We start from the raw sequence: 23,112 nt of genomic DNA on the forward strand, positions 1-23,112 counted from the left end.
TCTTTTTAAAATGGCTTTGACTGATTATGCTGTTCTAATAATTGATCTAACGAATATTGACCACTTTGAATATGGTCAAACATTTCCAAAAAATATTGATCTTGTACGTCTAAATCTCTACCTTTGTCCACATCCATAAAGCTACGAATTTGTACACCATTGCCATACATAACTACGATTTGAGATTGTTCATGTTGTAATGCTTGATGTAATGCATCAATAGCGGTGGATTGATCGATAGGAAGCATTCCCGAAATCTCCTTCATAGAAGTACTCCTTTGTGTATCCATCTGCATACCACCTTGCTCCCAAAGAGGCCAATTTATAGATAGCGTATGACCTGTTCGCTTAGCTGTATGCACCAATTTATTCCGATAATGAGCATATTGATCCATAAAAGCATTAGCTGTTGCATAATCGCTCTGTCCGATATTACCAAGAACTCCTGCAAGAGATGAAAAAAGAATAAAGAAATCCAGTTCGAACAGTTGGCTATATTGATCTAAATATATCGTTCCATTCACTTTAGCTTCTAATACATTGTTCCACTCTTCCGGTGTTTTTCTAATCATAAAGCTATCTTTCAACACACCAGCACTGTGTATAATTCCGTTTAATCTACCGAATTCTTTTTGAATAGTATTCATCAAAGTAGATACTTCTTCTCTATTTGCAATATCAGATACATAATAAAAAGCCTGAGCCCCATACTCTTGTAATTTATCTATTTTGGTTTGAATCTCTTTATCTAACATAGAGCGGCCTGTGATAATCAAAATCGGCTCTGTAACAGTTCGTGCTATATCTTGCGCAATCAGATAACCGATTCCTCCCATTCCCCCAGTAATTAAGTAGACATGTTGATCTTTCCATGCCTGTTTTATAGAGGTAGCACTAGGAACAAATTCTTGCCATGTTGAAATATATCTTCGATAGTTATGATATGAAATATGCGTATCACCTGCACTATCTCTACACTCACATAATTTATCTACTGGATCAAATGCAGCAGCTAAACCGTCTAATTCGATCATTTGTACAATTAACTTCGGCTTTTCTAACTCCGCTGTTTTTAACATACCTGAAAGTGCAGTATACAATTGATAATCTTGATCATGTACGACCACTAATTGTACTAAAATAGAACCTTCTGGTTTGGACTGTAGTAATCGTTGCACTTGAGTAAATGCTTCTAAAGCCGCCGTTCCAAATCGTTGTTCTAAAGGTTGATTCCCATCATAACCAATCTGTATGCATAATGCGTCTGGAAGTTCTCGTCGAATCTGTTCAGCTATATGTGTCGCAGGACTACAGACCATAATGATATGTTGATGAAATGAAATTTCAGGTACTGTTACAGTATCTTGCTCCAACCATTCGGGTACCAACATTACAGTTTCTTTAGGATACAACGGAGCTTGTAACGATTCTAAACGTTTACTTGTAAATCCTTTTAGACTCGCACAGACTTCCCCATTTTCATGACAAATATCAATATCTAATTTCTGTACTTTATCCATTGGATCACTTCCTTCGCTGTAACGAATATAAGACCACATCGATGCAGAACATGCACTAAATATTCGAATCTGTTCTAATGCAAATGGCAATAGTGGAGCATTTGAACGATCTGCTGAATGATGGCTACCCACGATCAGCCCAATAGAAGCTTGTAATGCTCCATCCATCATACTTGGATGAATCACATAAGAAGATAATGAAGCTTCTAGCATCTTAGGTATATTCAATGGAGCCAGCACCCCCATTGTGCCTATTTGCAAAGAAGAAATACTCTGCAACCGCTCTCCATAATACAATCCCATCTGTTCAAACTTTTCATAGCAGGTGGTCGCTATTATCTCTTCTGTAACAGACTCTTGAATAGTGGCTAAATCCAATATAGGTGCATCTGTTAAAGATTGTTGTACCGCTCTACCCTGACTATGAATAGTTCTTGTAGTTACATGGTGACTTTCTTGTTCTGTATACACTTCATATTGAATATGGTTTTCATCTTCTGCATATAACGCAACATGAACAGCCAATTCTCTATCTTCCATACGGATTGGAGTTGCCCAGATTATATTTTCTAAAGACCACAGATGGTCATCTAGAGACGTACTTGTAGATTGTGCAATCGCTTCGCGCACCATTTCTAAATAAGCAACACCTGGCAAAATGTTATTCCCATTCACTACATGATCTGCGAAGAAGAATTCCTGACCATTAAAAATAGAAGTAAATCTTTGCTCCGATAATTGAGAAGTATTGCGATGTAGCAAAGGATGCAAAACCATCTTATCCATGACTGTCGATGCATTACGCTCCCGGTCTTGATCTGATATCGCTATATCTGCTTCTGTCTGCGTAGGTGCTAACCAATATTTTTCTTTTGCAAAAGGATAAGCAGGTAAATGAATAATATTGCTTGTGACTGATCGATTCAATGCACTCCAATGAATAGGCACACCTTGTACCCAAAGTTCTAAAAGAGCATCATACTGACCTTGTAAATAATAATCATTTATAATCTGCTGCATGTGTTCTTCAGAGTCAAACATCGACGTCATATCAAATAAACGTTTTACAGTTCCTTTGTAATAATTAGGCATATGTTCGTCAGGTTGTTGAATAAAAGAGGTTAATTTGGATTGTAAATCCGATACCGAATGTACCATCCAAGCCACACGTTCTTCCATCGCTTCTCTACCCACTTGTAACGTATAAGCAATATCTGTTAATGAAGAATGAGATGAAACAGCATGCTCTAGAAATGAAAGTAATTGACGAGCACGTTCGAGCAGTTGCTCGGATTGACGGGCAGACAATACAATCATTGTTGGCTGAAGATCAATCGGTTCAGATTGTGATTGGAGTTCAGTCGGCTGTGCTATATATTCCTCTAAAATCACATGGGCATTAGATCCGCCCGCACCAAAAGAAGAGATTCCAGCAATACGCGGAATTTCTTTAAATTGACCTTCGATATTTATTTGTGGTCTTTTCCAATCTGATAAATGTTGCTGTACAGCAAAAGGAGTCTGCTCAAACGGAATCTCCGGATTAAGTCTTGTTGCATGTAATGTAGGTGCAATTTTTTTATGCTTCATTTGTAAAATGATTTTGGTCACTCCTGCGATTCCTGCTGCTGATTCAAGATGTCCCATATTACTTTTCACAGAACCAATAGCACAATATTGTTGTTCTTGCGTGTCTATACGGAATGCTTTGGTTAATCCTGATACTTCAATAGGATCACCTAACGCTGTCCCTGTTCCATGAGCTTCGATATAACTGATTTCCTGCGCATGAATACCTGCTTGATCCATCGTATCGCGAATGAGGTTAGCCTGAGCTGTCGGATTGGGAACCATATATCCATTGGTTTTACCGCCATGATTAATACCTGTGCCTCGGATGATAGCATGAATAGCATCCCCATCTGCTATAGCTTTTGATAGTGGTTTGAGTAGCAATACACCTACACCTTCACCTGGAACAAATCCATCTGCTTGCTCTGCAAAACTTTTACATTGACTATCAGCTGCTAGCATCTGTTGTGCACATAGACCAATATAATTGGATGGATGCAAATATAGATTTACTCCTCCAGCAATCGCTAATTCACAAGCTCCACTACGTATACTTTCACAAGCTTCGTGAATGGCTGTTAACGAAGAAGAGCACATCGTATCGACCGGCTTACTAGGTCCATGCAGATCAAGCAAATAAGACACTCGATTCGCTACTGAGCTAAATGAAGTCATTGGAAATAAATCACTCCCCTGCTTCCACAGTTCCGGTCCATACAAGTTGTATCCTGTTTTCGTAATACCGGCAAATACACCCACTCTGCTCTTATAATGTTCTGCCAGCTTTTCTCTAGTATGTCCAGCATCTTCTAACGATTCCCATACTGATTGTAAAAAAATACGTTCTTGTGGGTCCATATTGATCGCTTCTCGAGGCGATAGTTTGAAAAATAAAGGATCAAAATCTGCAAACCCGTTTATAAATCCGCCCCATTTGCTATAACTCTGTCCTTGAGCTACGGCATGCTTACGATCAGGGTTATAAAATCCTTCGATAGACCAGCGCTCTTCAGGTATTTCGCTAATACAATCGATTCCATGTTCCAAGTTGTACCAATATTGTTCTAGATTACCGGCTTGCGGATAGCGTCCACTCATCCCAATAATAGCTATAGGCTCTTGTTGTATGGGCGATGTAGAGTGAGCTGAACTAACAGATTGAGCTACAGGTGGTACTGTTGGTTCTTGCGCTTGCATTTCTTGTACAGGCATTCTTAATTTACGATATCCTTTGTCCGAAATCACTTTAGAGCTGTTATTAGTTAATAAAGACGTTGATGGTACTCTAGTTGATTGGGATGGATTTATCTCTAATAGTTCAATAAGCTGTTGCTGATGCTCTTTTATAAAATACTTCATAAGAGCTAGCAATGACTGATGCTCAAAAAATAAAGTACTGCTGATCGAATCAAAATGTTTACGTAACTTATTCGTCAATTGCACAATCAATATTGAATCGATACCGTATTTCTCTAACGGCTCTGAAATATCAATCTGGTCATAAGGTAACTTCACTAAATCCCCGATTAGTTGCTGAAAATAAGGCTTACTATGTTGCAGCATTTGTTCTTCTGTGATTGGTTCTTCGGTAGCAAGATTCAAATTTATCTGAACCTTCTCCTGATGCTCATGTCGATAAGAGATATCTTGTTCCATAGATGTAGTATTGATTGTCCGGGCTTGCTCCAGCATCTTCTTATCCGTATTGTTGAGTAAAAGATTATTAGATTGAGATCGTGGTAAACGAATCAATCCTTGACTAGCAGCTACAATAATTTGTTGCCCTAATGGTTGGGCTGACTTCGTAGGAAATGTTACTGTATGAAAACCTGTATATTCAAGTGCTGTACGCCAGTGATGCTCATCCAATACAGGCGATCCTGAAATACGAATAGATGCATCTTCATACATCCACCAACCTTCTAACAATCCAAAAGTAAGATGGCTAAACAACGTACTGCGATTGAGTTCATTCAACAATAACAATCCATTACGTTTCAAAAGTGAATGGATATGTTTGGCTGTACGATTAATATTTTGTGTTGCATGTAGCACATTTGCGGCAATAACAATATCATAACTACCTATAGATAATGATTGTTCTTGCACAGGCTGTTCGACATTGAATAATTGGTATTTGAGATAAGAATGATCTTGACCAAACATTATTTCTGCTCGATTCAAAAAAGCCTTCGACAGATCGGTGTATGCATATTCTGCAATAGCGTCTGTATAAGGCTTTAATTTTTTCAAGACGATACTACTTGTTCCTCCAGTACCTGCTCCTGCTTCCAAAATACGAATAGACGCTGATGGATCATGTTGTAACCTTGCTTGAATATAAGAGACAACTGTATCAGCAAGCTTTTCATTAAAATAATCTGCAACTGCATTATTCTTGTACAAGTTTTCAAGTAATGACATCGAAGCATCTGGAAACATGATATCTGTAGCTAACACTTTACCTTTTATAATATCAGGAAGATGCTTCAACATTGTATCTACTAATACGACTTGAGCGCGCAGATCAGGATGTTGAATCCAGACTTCTTTTCGATGCTCCCATTGAATCCAAAGTTGTTCAGTGGAACCATGTAGATCATCTATATTTTTTTGTTTTAGCATCAATCTACTATGGTCTAACCAGCGTTCATATACTTCAATAACTTCATTATGATGCTCCAAACACTGTGCCTCTTGTAACTGATGGTACAATAAATGGGCTAATAAAGTTTCTAATTCTTGATCAAATATTTTCATCGTTTGCATCAAGCTATTCACTTTAGCATGATCTTTATAATCTCGTTGTAATGTCTCTATAGCTATAGCATTCACTTCTGGCGCAATCCATAATTGTTCATCTGCATGGGTAGTAATGACTGCATCAGGTTGAGTGGTACGAATAAAAGTCATATGATCTATAGCATTCCCCACGAGATATTCAATAGCCTGCATAGCTTCTTTGGGCTCTATAAATCCTACGCCTGATTGAATTAACCTTTGCTTGAAGGCTGTAGGTACTTTTTCGGCAATTCCGACTTCTCCCCAGTATCCCCAGCTTATTACTTTGATTGGAAATTCAAATTGTCTTCTCATCTCATACGCAAATGTATCTGTAAAAGTACAGCCTGCCGCATAGCTACTCTGACCAATCGGCTTGCTAAATGAACTCATAGAAGAAAAGAATAGTACAATTTCTAGCGGCTCTTTTGCAAAAACTTGCATCATAGCAAGACTGATATCTATTTTGGCAGATAGACTGGCTTGAAAGTGTTCTTCTTGCATATGACTCAAACTGGCATCCATAACTCCTACCGCCGAATGGATAATACCATTAATAGACGAATACGATTGTTTAATCGTTTGATAAGCTTCTGTCAGACTTTGCAGATTAGATGCATCGGCACTGATATATAAAGGTGCTATCCCCTGCTGACCTAAGCGATCTATTTTATTTTGAATTTGCGGATTCAATGGTCGTCTACCGATCCATACTATTCTTGCATTATACGTATTAATCATATACTGACTCCATACTTCCCCAATTCCGCCAGCACCACCAATAACTACATAGACTCCATTCTGTTGAAAAGAAGTGACTGATTCTTTTGGGGCATCAACTATCATTAACTGTTGACGATACCATTGTTTTTCACGATATAACCAAGTATTACCTTCAAGATCAGCAGGTAAAGTTAACAAATCACAGGTAGCAATATCAAAATGATCTTCCATATCCACATGTTGAATATTCCAATTGGAATATTCTTTAGCCAGAGAACCTACTAGACCTGCAATACCTGCATGTTCTGCGTATACATTTTCGTTAACAGATAAAGGCTGCGTATATGCTGTAACAATAGTCCATGCTAGATCCTTTTCGCCATAACCTAACTGTAATAATGATTTCAATATTCGAAATATTTGTAATATCCCTTTAGATGGTTGGTGTACAGGGACATGTAAAAGATCAAGATGAGTCGTATTAGATACAGACCATACGATATGATCAATTACAGGCTCTTTTTCTAACAAAGCAGTGATTTGATCTACATCAGCATCTATTTCTAATTGCGCATATCGTATCTGTGGATAATCTTGGATTAGATTCAACCACAATGCTGGAGTCTCTCCTATGCATAACATATGTGTTGAAGGCAAAATATGAGATGCTGTAAATTCAGGAATAACGCTATCCCATACCGGATACTGCATCAATGCACCTACTGGAGGAGAACTCACAGTATGCTGTACATCATCTTGATGATGACTCAAATGAAGAATACTTAGACCTTTAAGTTCAATACAGAGTTCTCCTTGTTCATTACAGATATCAATGTCTACTTTATCCAAAGATTTCTGTTGTTCTGGAGTATCTTGATAACGTACCCAGGCCCACATGGTAGATGTACATGATTGATATATTCTCATTTCATCCAATGCAAATGGAGTCACTGAATCATAGCCAAGTGAAGGTAATCCTATACATGCTTGAATAGCTGCATCCATCATACTTGGATGTAAAATATATTGTTCTTCTGTATGTGATACGTTTGGCGGCAGTGATAATTGAGCGATAGCTTGCTGATACCCTACATATATGTTTTGTAACGCTTGTTGAGCAGGCCCATAATAAAGTCCAACCTGTTTGAAAGATGCATAACATTCTTCTCCTATAATCATCTGCTGGTCGCACTTTTGAATAAGAGAAGAGATATCAATTTCTTTGTGTTCTTTTGTAGTTGGAACCACCGTTACTGTTCCCTGATTGTACAGTGTAGTCAGTGCATCATCTTGTTGACTATAAATTTCGTAATGTAGTACCTGATCATTTTGTGGAATCAATTGAATATGAATCTGTACAGGTTCTTTGTCTACAGCTATTGGACGTACCCAGGTTACATTTTTGAATACAATCATTGATTCTTGATGTTCATAAAGTTCTAATGCTTGCACCACAGAAGCACGTGCCATCTCCAAATAAGCAACACCTGGCAATATTCGCTGTCCTTTAATCACATGATCGTCCAAGAAAAATTCTTTTCCTGTAAATGTGGATGTAAATCTCTGTTGGATCAGTGTAGACGTATTATGATGAAGCAATGGATGGATCATATTCGATTCATTTGCTGTTGTATTCTGATTAGAATCTATCGTTAATTCATTCGGAATCCAATATCGTTTATTTTCAAAAGCATATGTCGGCAAACTGATTCGTTGTAATGAACGATCGATATACATAGTTGCCCAATCGATATCCATTCCTTTTACCCACAGTTTTAATAATTTATGATATTTCCCCTTTTGCATCCAGCGTTGTACAGTTTCTTGCATATCCTCATCTGCTGTTAAAAATTCAAGTACTTCCTGATCTCGCTTTACTTGTCCAACATACATATGATCATTCCATAATGTAGAATCGGTTTGTTCAATATAGTTATTTAATTGAGTAATAAGTTCATGAATCGAAGATACACGTATAGCTAATCTTTCTTCCATGGCTTCTCTACCCACTTGCAAAGTGTATGCAATCCGTTCTAACTCATGATCTGTATAGCGATCAGATTGCATAGCTATTCTTAATTGCTTAGCTTGTTCTCGTAAACGCTGTTCATTTCGTGCAGATAATACAATCAATACAGACTCTTCATGTGCAGATGAATCTGTGTCTATAGAAGAAGGTACATATTCTTCGACCAGCACATGAGTATTCACTCCACCAAATCCAAAAGAGCTTACTCCTGCTCTACGTGGCAATACGTTACCTTGTTCATCTTTTAAAGGCACCCATGATCGGTTTGTATCCACAATATAAAATGGACTTTGCTCTAATTGAATATATGGATTCAATTGTTCAAAATGGACTGTTTTAACCAGTGTTTGATGTTTCATTTGTAATAATACTTTAATGATTCCTGCAATACCTGCTGCTAATTCCAAATGCCCAATATTGGTTTTGATAGATCCTAATCCGCAAGTTGCTGTATTAGATGCAGCATCATAACCTAACTCATTGAATGCCATTTTCAGACCATTGATCTCAATAGGATCACCCAGTGGAGTCCCTGTTCCATGTGCTTCAATATAACTGATCGTTGCAGGGTCAACATGAGCACGGCTATAGACAGATTTAATCAAATCTGCCTGAGCTCTTGGATTCGGTGCAGTCAATGAGGTGGCTCTTCCTCCATGATTTTCACTGGTACCACGAATTAATCCATAGATATGATCGCCTGCTTGCTCGGCGTCTTTTAAGCGTTTGATAAAAATCATACCTACGCCTTCTCCACGAACATAACCATTAACCTGATCAGAGAACGTTTTGCAACGACCATCCTGACTTAACATCCCTGCTTTGTTAAAGCTAATATGATAATCAGGATCAAGAATAGTATTGACTCCACCCACCACTGCCGTATCACAATCTCCATTATGAATCGCTTGTACAGCTCGATGAAGAGCAACCAGAGAACTGGAGCACGCTGTTTCGATAGGTTCACTCGGTCCGTTTACATTTAGAAAAAAGCTCATTCGATTCGGTCCTACAGACGACACACTACCTGTCGATGAATACCCTTCGATCTCTGTATTTGCTTGAGACAAGAGATGACCGTATCCACTATTAGCCGTACCTACAAAAATTCCCATTTTACTACCTGATAAGCTAGAAGGAGCATAACCTGCATCTTCTATCGCTTTCCAGATATACATCATCATGAGACGCTGTTGCGGGTCCATCAATTCAGCCTCACGTGGAGAAATGCCAAAAAACATTGGATCAAAATCAGCTACTCCATCTATAAAGCTTCCCCATTTAATATTCGTCTTATTCTTTTCTTGATAAGGATCACCATAGTAGGCTTTCCAATCCCAACGATCAGCAGGTATCTCGGAAATACAATCTTTACCTTCTATTAGATTTTCCCAAAGTGCATGAATATCTTCTGCCATAGGAAATCTACCGCTCATCCCTATAATAGCGACAGGGTCTGGACTTTGATCTGTAGAAGAAACAGGTGGATATGAGGTCTCTGTTTCTACTGGCTGTTGAAAACGCGAGCGTGTTGTAGGAATAGCCCTACTATTTACCGATTCAGCTTCTTTAAGCCCATTATCTACTGTCTTCGTTGAATCCGAAGTAAAAGAAACTTTCCTTTGAACATTTGGCATCAAGGTAGATGTTAATTGTACCGCATAAGTAGTTACCAAATGTTTGGCTAATGTATGAAGAGTTGAATATTCAAAAAAGACAGTTGGCGTTAAATCCAAGTGATATTTATCATTTAGCTGATTGGAGAAGTCTGTAAATGAGATCGAGTCAAATCCATATTCGTTCAATTCTACATCTGGATAAATATCTTTTGAGCTTACTTTAAGCATATGAGAAACGATTTGAATTAAAGCAGATTGCATTTTCTCAATTAATGGAGTTGAATTCATCTCGCTTTTCCCCTCTATGAATGGGTCTAATATAGATGGATTTGGATCGTTATGCAGGATATTAGAAGCATGCTGTTCTGTTAAGCTTTCTGCTACAAAAGGTTGTAATAACGATTGAAGCTTATCGGTATCGCCATGTAAAACAACAACCTGATCTTGGCTACTTTTAATAGCTTTATAAAATAACTGGATTCCTGTATCGGCATCCATAGGAATCATACCTAACTGTTTTCGAATTCGTGTGCGTTCTACAGTATTTAACTGCATCCCTCCATCTTCCCAAAGTGGAAAATTGAGTGATAATGTCTTACCTGAACGCTGTTGATGAGTTACTTTATGATTACGCTCCGAAGCGAAGATATCCATAAAAGCATTAGCGGCTGCATAATCTGCTTGACCTGTATTACCGACCACTGAAGCAAGAGAAGAGAACAGCACAAAAAAATCAAGTGGCATATCTGCGCTTACTTGATCTAGCAACAATGTTCCATGAACTTTAGGAGCTAATACTTCTTCGATTTCTTCATTAACTTTGTGCTGGATATAATGATCACGATGTATACCTGCACTGTGAATAATACCATGCAACTCTCCACAGATGGATCTAATCTGATCGATCATAGTAGTTACATCTTCTGCTATTGTAATGTCTGCTACAAGATAGTGAATTTGAGCTTGATGATGTTGCAATTGATCTAACTTTGCTTGCATAAAATGATCTAGCGGTGAACGACCCACTATAATAAGAGTAACTTGATTGGTTTGTTGAATAATCTCTTGCGCAAAAATATACCCAAGACCTCCAAGGCCTCCTGTAATTAAATAATGACCTTGATCTTTCCATGGAAGCTGCGATTCTTCAGATAGTGTAGGCTCCCACTTGTTCCAATCACGTATATAACGAATCTGATTATCGTAACGTACAATAGAAACAGATTCATTCTGATTATCTTTGATTTTGTGTAGCACATTTATAGCTGTTTCTTGAAGATCCACTTGAATACATTGCGTTTTAAATTTACTGTATTCTTGTTGAGCCGTCTGTAATGTTGCAGCTAATCCAAGTAACGTATGATACTTTCCTTTATTAGGTACAATAAGTTGCAGCAATATGTTTTCGGAAGAATTGGATATTGATTGCTTTAACACGTCAATCAATTGTACTGTGCAACTTGTAAATAAGTGTGCATTCTGTTCTTCTGTTGTTACATAAGCAATCTCTTCTTCTTGCAAAAGAATACAGTCAACATGTGGCATACTTGTACGAATATCATTGTACATAGATGCAAATGATGGAGCTAATACTATGATATGATGAATATTTCTATTGGTATGATCGGAATGTGATAATACTGTCTGTTCCGTCCAAGTTGGCGTAAGTAGCATCGAATCATGATGATCTGAAGATGCTGTTATTGCATGCTCTAATGTTCTAGGTGTAAAGCCACTAAACCGAACACAAACATGACCTTCATTATCGCAAAGATCAATATCTAATTTATGAATTTTATCATTTGCTGTACTTCCAGCACTATATCTTGCCCATACCCACATTTCTGGAAGGCATGGTTGAAATATTTCCAATTTCTGTAGTGTAAATGGAAGTGTAGATTTACCTTGATATAAAGGGTTACTTACAGTCCCGATCGTATAACCAATCGCTACTTGTAAGGCGGAATCCATCATACTAGGATGCAATTGATATAACTCTTTATCCGGTAACTGATCTACAGGCATCTCGAGGCGTGCTAACACTTCATGATCTTCTGTTGCTTTGGTATAGACGACCTCTATGCCTTTTAAGCTTTCTCCTAAGGCTATTCCATTTTTCTGTGACTGCTCATAGAATTGGTTAGCACTTATAGGACTGATTGAATATTGATATTGTAGATGAACAATGTCGATGGCTGTTGGTTGTGCTTGCTCTATAATGGATGCTGATCCTTGACTATATACAAGACGATCTCTATTTTCTGTAGAATCGCTATAAATTTCAAAAGAAAGATCACCATTTGATTCTACATATATATCAAGATGAGCTATAAATGGATCTATTTCTAAATGTAAAGGACTGGTCCACACGATATTTTTAAGTTGAATGATTTGATGATCTGGGATACCGCCTATCGCTTCTGTAACAGCTACTCGTATCCATTCCAGATGAGCCACCCCTGGCAATACTTTGTTCCCTTGTACAATGTGATCTCGGAAAAAGAATTCGTTACCCGTGAATATAGAAGTATACTTTTGTTGTTGTAAATCTGACGTATTTTTGTGCAGCAATGGATGAATAGATTCAACAGCTACTGATTTAGAAGAGGTAAAGCTTGCTGCTGATGTAGATAAGGCTGGAACCCAGTATTGATTTTTAGCAAATGGATAGGTTGGAAGCGGTATCCGATGTTGTTCTTCTTTTGCAAATATATCTCCCAGATTCCACTCATACCCTTGCACAAATACATCCTTCACTGCTACTAAATATTCCAGATAAGAAGCATCTTGTTTGGCTTGTTGGCACTTTTGAATACAGTCTGCTGCATATTTTTTGAATGATAATTGTTCACGGTTTTCACTTCGGTTTACTTGCCCTACAGTTACTTCTGGAGATTCGCCTTGATCTAACCATTGTTGTAGATATGTCGTTAATTTTTGCTGACTTTGTACAATACAAGCCAAACGGTGATTCAAATGCTGTCTACCACTCAATAGTGTGTAACTGATCGCAGCACAATCAGCTGTATGATTCATATTCCAAGATAGTAATTGTTGCGCTTGCTGACGTAATTGTTGCTCTGTACGTGCAGATAATACGATAAGATATCCTGCTTTGGATACTTGGGATTGGGCACCAGTCTGTGGCGCTTCTTCTATTACCATATGAGCATTAGTTCCGCTAAATCCAAATGAGCTAATCGCTGCACGTCGAGCTTGATCTATAGGAACTTCCCACTCTTTAGTGGTCGTATTAACATAAAAAGGGCTATCTGAAAAAGAAATGTTGGCATTACCCTTTTCCAAATGTAAAGAAGCTGGAATTTTTTTATTTTTAAGTGATAGTACTATTTTGAGAATTCCTGCAATACCTGCCGCTGTCGCCAAATGTCCGATATTAGTTTTGATCGAACCTATAGCGCAATATTCTTGTTCATTTGTATACGTGCTAAAAGCTTTTGTTAATGCTTGATATTCAATAGGATCGCCTAATTTTGTTCCAGTCCCATGTGCTTCTACCATCTGAATATGTGCCGGATTAATATTGAACGAATCATATACTTGTTGTTCTAATCTAGTCTGAGATTTGGCACTTGGTGCTGTAATCCCATTCGTTGTACCATCTTGATTGATTCCACTTCCCTGTATCACACCGTAGATATGATCTCCATCCTCTAGTGCTTCGTGCAGACGTTTCAATACAATAGTTCCTGCACCTTCCCCGGGTACGAAACCATCTGCCTTCTCATCAAAAGTATGACATCTTCCTTCAAGAGATAACATACCTGCACGATTAGAATCCAGATAAAATTGAGGTGTCGATTGAAGAAAAACACCACCAGCTAATGCCATATTAATTTCATTTGCCCATAATGCCTGACAAGCTAAATGAATTGCAACCAACGAGCTAGAACAAGCTGTATCTACAGCAATAGCAGGTCCTTGTAAATCTAAATAATAAGCAATTCGTGCAGGTATAATAGATCCTGCTTTGCCCCAAAAAGATTGTGGTGGCGGATTATCTCCGACTAGCGTTGGATAATCACTACTCGTACAACCTACATAAACACCGCATTTTTGACCTTTGATCGAATGACCCGCATAACCTGCATCTTCTAATGCTTTCCAAGATTCTTCTAGAAAAATACGTTGTTGCGGATCCATATATATAGCTTCTTGTCCTGAAATATTAAAAAATAACGGATCAAATGTGCTGATATCATCTAAAAAACTACCTTTATCGCAATATTCCTGATCTGCATCATAATATTGCGATAAATCCCATCGAGATACACGTTGAATCAGATCGGTTCCTTGTTCTAAATGTTCCCATAATTCATCAGGAGTATTGGAACCTGCAAAGCGCCCACTAATCCCTATAATCGCAATCGGTTCACGTGAATGTATATCCTGATTGGAAGATTTGGAAGATAACGCAGGCTTGGGTTGTGGCACTGCATGATATTGCCATTCTTCTGGAATAGTCACTACGATTTTCCCGATATTTTCGCGGTTTTCAATATTTCGATAAGCTTCTTGCAATTGATCAAATCTAAACAGTTGACCGATATGAGGAGCAATGATCCCTTTTGCTACCCAATCTAACATTTCGTTGTAGTACTCTACCAATCGTTCAGGTTGCTCTAAGCTTAGTTTTCTTAAGTCAAGGCTGTAAAAAGACTGATTAGAGCCCATTTGAGATAGATCGATTGCTTTTGCACTTTTTAAAGCAGTCATTGCGATTTCAATATAACTTCCATTGGAAGCTAGACTATTTAATCCTTTTTGAAGAGCATCGCCTGATAAAGTGTTCAGAATCATATCCACACCTTGACCGTTTGTAAGCTGTTTAATCTGTTTTTCAAAATCGACTTCTCTATAATTGATCACATGATCTACACCTATAGATAATAAATAATCTAACTTGTGTTGTGAGCCTGCTGTGGCATAGATTTCAGCCCCATAGTGTTTAGCCAGCTGAATAGCGACCAGACCAACTCCTCCGGTGGCAGTCTGAATTAATATCCGTTGCTTGGGTCTGATCTGTACTTTGCCAAAAGCAGCAATAACAGTCATAGCGACAACAGGTAAAGAACAAGCTTCTGCAAAAGAAAGCGTAGATGGTTTGGCAAACACTTGAGATGCTTTACATGTAATAGCTGTTGCATGGGCTCCCATATGTTCGCTAGCAAAAAAGACAACGTCTTCTCCAGAACGAATATGTGTCACTTGTGCCCCTACATCGACTACAATTCCTGCGGCTTCAAAACCAGGTGTAAATGGATAGGGAGGCATTGTAGGATACATCCCTTTTACGCTTAATAAATCACCAAAATTTAAAGAAAACGCGCGTACAGCGATACGAACTTCATCTTCTTTAAGTGCTGGTACTTCATGCGCTTGAATAGATAATTCTTGAATATCAGATGGTCGATGAAGTACAACTTGATAAAAAGAGGTGTCAGAAGCGTTAGGAGTTATTGTATGCTCCTCTGAAATAATTTGGTTTATGGGTGAAGAATTATATTTGGTATCCTCTTTTGAAGGTTGTACAGATACACTGACTTTGCTAGGAGTTAGATTATCTTGAGTCGTTGAAACAGGTTCACTCGCTTCAGACGAATCTTTAGCCACTTGTAACATCTGTTTGAAATGATCAGAATATTCTTCTAATAAGTACTCTACCAACAAATCAACATTGTTGTAATCAAACAATACGGTAGTCTGTAGAGATAATTGACCACGCTTATTGATTAAATTAACCAGATGTACAGCAATAATAGAATCGACTCCATATTCAGCAAAGCTACGATCATTTTGAATACGATCTGTATTGATTTTGAGATCCTCTGCTATACTTCCGCGAACGATATCACTGACAAAGTCCAGCACCGCTTGATCTGTTACAGCAGTAACACTAGCATCTTCTTTAGCTTGCTTTCTCATAAAAGTATGGTTAGGTGGAATTATAGGTATATCGACTTCCGGTATGATATTATTTCGAGCATGAATAACAATTCCATCGCTTTGAGAAGCAATAATTTGTTGCTTAAACATTACCGCTTCTGATGCAGGATATGTAATCGTGTGAAAACCTTCGCGTTTTAATATTTTTTTCCAGGAGTCAGCTGATAGTGCAGGTGATCCACTAATACGTAAAGCTTTATCTTCATAAGCCCACCATCCTTCAAGTAATCCAAAAGTCAGATGATTGATTAGTGACTTATCTGTGATTTCATTCACAAGTAACATCCCATTTTTCTTTAGAGCGTTTTTAACAGTTTGCAAAGTATGACGAATATTTTGGGTTGTATGCAGAACATTACTGGCAATAATAAGATCATATGAACCCAGATCAACGCCTTGACTAGCAAATGACTTTTTCAAATCAATAATTTGATAGTTTAAATAAGGTACAGACGGTCCATACTTTTGTTCTGCATGCATCAAGAATGCTTTTGAAATATCGCTATAAACATATTCCTCTATATGACTTTCCCATATTTTTAAATGTTCAAAAACTACTTCACTTGTTCCACCCGTTCCTGCTCCTATTTCTAAAATACGTACTTTTTTGCCTGCTTGTGCACACTTTTCAACATAAACAGAGGCAGATTCTGCAAGTACAGTATTGAAGTAATCTGCTGTAGAATGATGTTTGTAAATACCTTCTACCAGTTGCATAGAAGATTCAGGAAACATAATTTCAGTAGCTAATCTGTCTCCCTGCAAAATAGAAGGCAGATTACGCAACATACGATCTACTAACTGGACTTGAGCTTGAAGATCCGGATTTTGTAACCAGCCAGAAAGTTGTTTTTCCCATTTGTCCCAATAGCGATCTACTACTTGTTTATATATGTTCGTGTCTTTTAAGTTATCTTTATGAATAGGCAATAACTGAACTTGAGCTTGAAGCATTGCAATACTTTCCACTAACCATTGAGGATAAAATGATAATGTACCTTTTTGCCATACAAAATCTTTATTCAAACAACCTGTAGCATGCAACTGGCACCACAATAGTTGGATTAAAAGTTCATTGACAGCTTCCATTTGTTGATTTGCTGATTCCATCATCTTGAAGTTTTTCATGTCTGAGCACTCCTTTTTATTGCAACCCAAACAAAACGATTATTGATATACCATAATCGTTTTGTTGTTGTTCCATAATGGCAACTCTGGTTGTCCTATCGTCTCAATCATTACAAGCTGATCTAAAGTATTTGTTAAAAGTAACTCAAGCGCTTGATTAGCTTCTGGTGGCTCAATAGAACCAATTCCTTTGTTTGCCATACTCTGTTGAACTTCTGGAGATACAACAGATCCAACATTTCCCCAATATCCCCAGTTCATCACTTTAACTGCACATGAGAAAGACTGTGATAATTGACGGGCAAAAGCATCCATATACGTGCAACCCGCTACATAATTACTTTGTCCTGGTAATTTCATAAATGAATTTAAAGAAGAAAAAAATAACACAAAATCTAATGATTCTTTAGCGAATACCTGTGCCATATTTACACTGATATTTAATTTGGGTGCAAGCCCTTTACAGAATTGTTGCTCATCCATATTTGCCAAACTACGATCAGACAAGACCAGAGCAGAATGAATGACTCCATCAATACGATTATAATGTTGCTTGATCTGCTGATACGCCAGCTGTAATTGATTAATATCTGTAGCATCCCTCGAAATATATAAAGGCTGTGGTCCCCAACGAGCCAGTCGATCTAACTGAGCTTGAATCTGTTGATTTTTTTCTTTTCTTCCTATCCATATCACATGGGCATTATACTTACGAATCATATATTCGCTCCATACTTCACCTATTCCGCCAGCACCACCAATAATCACGTAGACTCCACCTTGACGATATATCGTAGATGTGGTGTTTTGTTCATATTCGACAGCTAGTAATTCCTGACGATACCATTCTTGTTCACGAAATAGATAAGCATCTCCTTGCGGATCAGGTGCAAGAGATAAAATACTTTCAATTGGAATATCTGCTCCTATTTCCATATCCACTAGACGAATATGCCAGTGACTATATTCTTTGGCAAGCGATCCAATATATCCATGTAATGCAGCTTGTGCGGGATTAATAGCATCAAATGGATGGATACTTTGTGCTTGATAGGTGAGTACAGTTACATGTAATGATCGGCTCCCATAACCAAGTGCTAACAAACTTTTAACGAAGCGAAAGAATAGAAGAACTTCTTTTTCTTGAAAAGTGATACTTTGTTGCTCACTGGCATATGGCATAGATTCCGAAGAAGCAGACCATATGATATGATCGATTTCTTTGAATATAGATAACTGATTATTTATGCCATCAATCGATTGATTAGGATCTAGAGACACTATATTTATATTTGGAATATACTGTGACCACATTTCTGACATGCTAGATTGATTATGGATATAAACGACAGTTTCTATAGACTCCGATAAATCTGTTGTAGGAATACTGTCGAGCATCTCCCATACTGGCGTAAACATCATTGTTGCTGTATTTGAAGTCGCCCGAGTATCTGTACTTGTATAAGGCTGCTCGATAGTATGATCGGATTGCATGCGACGTGTAACAAATTCTTTTAATCGTATACATACAGTTCCTTGCTGATTGCAAATATTAATATCCAATCTAGGCATAGGATCATGAGAATGACTACCTGCACTGTATTGAATATGCACCCACATCTCTGGATCACAGTTCTCTACTACTTCGAGCCTTTGTAGAGCAAAAGGAAGAGACGGTACACTCATAGATGCATCAAATCCAGTAGTTAGTCCTATAGAAGCTTGCAATGCCCCATCAAGCAGAGCAGGGTGAAGAATATAAGGTTGAATTGTATTTTCAAATACATCTGGTAAAGATAATTTAGCTATCAGTTGATTCGAACCTAAAGATACATGCTGTATGGTCTGATGAGCAACACCATAGGATAATCCCATCGCAGTAAATGCTCTGTAACATTCAGCAGCAGACCATTGTTTTAGCTGACAATCTTGTTGAATAGACTGGATATCGATGACTTCTTTTTGCAATGCAATATCAAATGTCGCTCTGCCTTGACTACATAAGCGCCATTCTTGTTGATCTTGCTCACTATAAATCTCATAACTAATCTCTTCTACATGTTCCAATTGCAGATTAATATGCACTGATTTAGGTGCATGTTCGATAGAAATAGGATTCGCCCATACTATATGAGTTAATGCAAAAGACAAAGGCCGTTCAGTATTCGAACCTCTTGATAAAGGCATAGAGTGTTTGACTGCTTGTAAAGCCATTTCCAAATGAGCTGCTCCAGGCAATACTGCTATACCTTGTACTTGATGATGTTCTAAGAAAAATTCTTTTCCACTAAATATAGACGTAAACTTCTGTTCTTGTAGTCTTGAATCATTATGATGTAATAAAGGATGAAGTAATTCTGCTTTAGTATCAGATTGAAACTGTAATGGGGTATCTATACTAGATACCGTTTCTGCTGGCTTATACCAATACTTTTCTTTGGCAAATGGATATACCGGTAAAGACATGCGTTGCGGGCGAGTCTCATTATCGTTATAGGCTAACGACCAATTGATATCTACACCCTGTACCCATAACTCTAACAATTGAGGATATTTTCTTTTGTGAATCCATGATGTCAGGGTAGCTTGCATATCCTCGTCTGACCATTGCGCTTTTATTGACTTACTATTTGTAGCATCGCCTTTATACACATTTGTAGATGTATCAATAGGATCAATGCTCTGTTTTATATGTTGTTTCAATTCATCTATAGAGGACACTAGGATAGCCAGACGAAACTCCATTGCTTCCCGACCAACTTGTAAAGTATAGGCTATATTAGATAATTGATTCTCATCTAGAGAAGAGCGTTCCAATTGTTGAAGCAAGCGTTCTGTTACTACCTGTAGCCGCTCTTCTGTACGAGCAGACAACAGAATAGCTACAGGACTGTTAGAATCCTGAGATACATAGACTGGTCGTTGCACAGATGTAGGAATATATTCTGCAACAACAAGATGTGCATTTGCTCCTCCTGCACCAAAAGAAGAAATACCCGCTATTCTCGGTATTTCTTCTTGACGACCATTCACTTCAATTTGTGGTCTATTCCATGTTGTTAATTGTTGTTGAACATGAAAAGGAGTCTGTTCAAACTTAATATTAGGATTCAATCTCTCCGAATGAAGAGATGGTACTAATTGATGATGTTGTAATTGTAATAATATTTTACTTAATCCCGCTATGCCTGCTGCACTTTCACAATGGCCAATATTAGACTTAATTGAACCAATAGCACAAAATTGTGTGTCTGTAGTATCCTGTTCAAATGCTCTTCGTAATCCTTCAATTTCAATAGGGTCACCCAAAGCTGTACCTGTACCATGAGCTTCGATATAACTAATCATTCGTGCATCTATTCCAGATGTTTGAATAGCATCTGCAACCACTTTGGATTGAAGCGCTGGATTAGGAACCGTATACCCTTTTGTTTTACCACCTGTATTAATCATGCTACCTTTAATTACACCATAGATATGATCACCATCTTGTATGGCTTGATGAAGTGGCTTTAATACAATGGCTCCTACACCTTCTCCATCGACAAACCCATCAGCAGATTCTCCAAATGAACGGCATTGTTCTCCAGAGGAAAGCATATTTTTATCACATAATCGCTCATAGTGTACAGGATCAACAATCAAATTCACCCCACCAGCAATCGCACATTCACTGGTTCCACTATACAAACTATCTAATGCTAAATGAATAGCTGTTAATGATGATGAACAAGCCGTATCAACCGCCAGACTAGGCCCAACAAAATTAAAGCTATAAGAGACTCGATTGGCAACAGACCAGTACGATGATCCTGTAGGATAATTTCCATTCATCACACCTACAAACACGCCTACTTTTTGTGAATGACTGAGTTGTTGTGGAATATAGCCAGCATCTTCAATACAAGAGTACGCAATTTGTAAAAATTGTCGTTCTTGAGGATCCATTTGTTCTGCTTCTTTGGGAGAAATATAAAAGAATAGAGGATCAAAAGTATCGATTCCTTTGATAAATCCTCCCCATTTACTATAAGAGAATCCTGTTTGCCCTTTTTCAGGATGATAATGTTGTTGCCATTGCCAGCGATCAGCAGGTATTTCAGTAATCGCACTTTTGCCTTCTTGCAATTGATTCCAGAATTCAGTCATATCATCTGTTTGTGCATATCTACCGGCTAATCCAATAATAGCGATATCTGGCTTGATGGAATCCTTAGATTCTGGTGATGTGATCGTTTCAGATTCAAGTAATGGCTCTGTAGGAACAACAGAAGAAGGCTGAATAACTGGCTCTATCACATCTACTTTTTCCCCTAACATGGTTATTAACGCTTCATAACGGTGAGTTATAAAATAATCCACTAATGTAGCTATAGTAGAGTATTCAAAAAAGAGCACGCTACTTACATGCTCTTCCATCACTTTATTAAGTTCATCTGTTAATTGAATAATCAAAATAGAATCCATACCGTACATTTCTAGTTCTTCACTGACATCTATACTATCGGGTTCCACTTCCAAAATCTGTCCAATGACTATTTTGAAATGGTCCATACTTTTCTGTTTTAATAATTCTTCAGTCTGATGCGATACCATTGGTTTCGCAATGACTTTATTTGAGATATCTTCTATACTTTTAGATTGTTCAATGATTTCATTTTGATGATTGTCTTTTGGAGCGTTATTCTTTTTTTCTGACGAATCACCCCGTCACTTAAAGCCGTTATCACCTGTTGTCCCAAAAATTCAGTCTCTACAGTTGGATACGCAATATGTTGATACCCTTCTTGTTCCAATACATTACGCCATTGTGCAGGAGTTAATAACGGACACCCCGGAATCCGTAATATAGGATCTTCGTATAACCACCATCCCGGAAGCAGACCAAAAGTAACATGATTAAATAGCGAATATTCAATAATTTCATTAATAATCATCATGCCGTCTTTTTTCAACAATGCTTTGGCATTACGTAATGTTAAACGAATATCGCGCGTAGCGTGTAATACATTAGTAGCTACAACGATATCATAACCACCTATATCAATCTGTTGATTCAACATGGAATCTTCAATATTTAGAAGATGATATGTTAAATAATCATAATGAATTCCATAATGTTTACGAGCATGATTAAGAAAAGATTTAGAAATATCAGTATAAGCATATTCAGCTATATATTGCGTATACGGCTGTAATCTAGAAAACAAAAGCGCACTTGTTCCGCCTGTTCCTGCTCCAATTTCCAAAATGCGTAATGATTTGGACGGGATCGTCTGATCCATGTGTTCGATTTGAGCAATCACTTGATCGGCAACGATATGATTAAAATGATCTGCTATGTTATTGTTTTTGTAGATCCCTTCTACTAAATCCATAGAAGCGTGCGAAAACATCAAGTCTGTTGCTGGCTTATGACCATGCAAAATATCGGGTAGAGAAAGTAGCATCGTTTCAGCTAAGATAATTTTGGCACGCATATTAGAATCTTGTAACCACTTTTCTTTATAATCTGCCCAGTTGCGCCATAACTCATTCGTATTGATCAAAGGAACCGAATATTGTGTTAAAACAGTTGTGGTTTGTTGTAGCCACTTCATATACATTTGATTCGTTTTAGGAAGTAAGTCTAACAGTTCAGAAATAGGCATATCTGCTGTATAGCCTATTTTTTGCATCTGTACATATAATAATTGAACAAGCCATTGATTGAGTTCGTCTAACTGTTGCTGTTGATTGTATAGTTGTTCATTATCAGACATAAAAATCTCCC

General features: G+C 37.7%; 3 protein-coding genes and 2 pseudogenes. All 5 read right to left on the bottom strand.

Features of this window, described 5'->3' with window-relative positions; genetic code table 11:
• Positions 1–5: 5 nt before the first annotated feature.
• Positions 6–17,339, bottom strand: coding sequence for an SDR family NAD(P)-dependent oxidoreductase (locus tag RCP16_RS07965; protein ID WP_308642103.1), 17,334 nt, complete (start codon positions 17,337–17,339; stop codon positions 6–8).
• Between the two features lie 39 nt (positions 17,340–17,378).
• Entirely contained in the window at positions 17,379–19,931 is a 2,553-nt protein-coding gene (locus RCP16_RS22545; protein WP_442789691.1) for an SDR family oxidoreductase, read from the bottom strand.
• Positions 19,932–20,012: 81 nt separating this feature from the next.
• A pseudogene (locus tag RCP16_RS22550) lies at positions 20,013–21,542 on the bottom strand (type I polyketide synthase); the annotation flags it as partial.
• A gap of 162 nt (positions 21,543–21,704) precedes the next feature.
• Positions 21,705–21,935 (bottom strand): annotated as a pseudogene (locus RCP16_RS22555) (phosphopantetheine-binding protein); the annotation flags it as partial.
• Positions 21,936–21,967: 32 nt separating this feature from the next.
• On the bottom strand, positions 21,968–23,101 hold the full coding sequence (locus RCP16_RS07975; protein ID WP_308642105.1) for a class I SAM-dependent methyltransferase: 1,134 nt from the start codon (positions 23,099–23,101) through the stop codon (positions 21,968–21,970).
• Between the last annotated feature and the right edge of the window lie 11 nt (positions 23,102–23,112).

Source organism: Paenibacillus nuruki, assembly GCF_963311185.1.
Lineage (GTDB): Bacteria > Bacillota > Bacilli > Paenibacillales > Paenibacillaceae > Saccharibacillus > Saccharibacillus nuruki.

Excerpts from the sequence above, each read along its gene's own strand:
- RCP16_RS22545 (WP_442789691.1), bottom strand. The coding sequence starts at position 19,931 with ATGCAAGCTACCCTGACATCATGGATTCACAAAAGAAAATATCCTCAA.
- RCP16_RS07975 (WP_308642105.1), bottom strand. The coding sequence starts at position 23,101 with ATGTCTGATAATGAACAACTATACAATCAACAGCAACAGTTAGACGAA.
- RCP16_RS07965 (WP_308642103.1), bottom strand. The coding sequence starts at position 17,339 with ATGAAAAACTTCAAGATGATGGAATCAGCAAATCAACAAATGGAAGCT.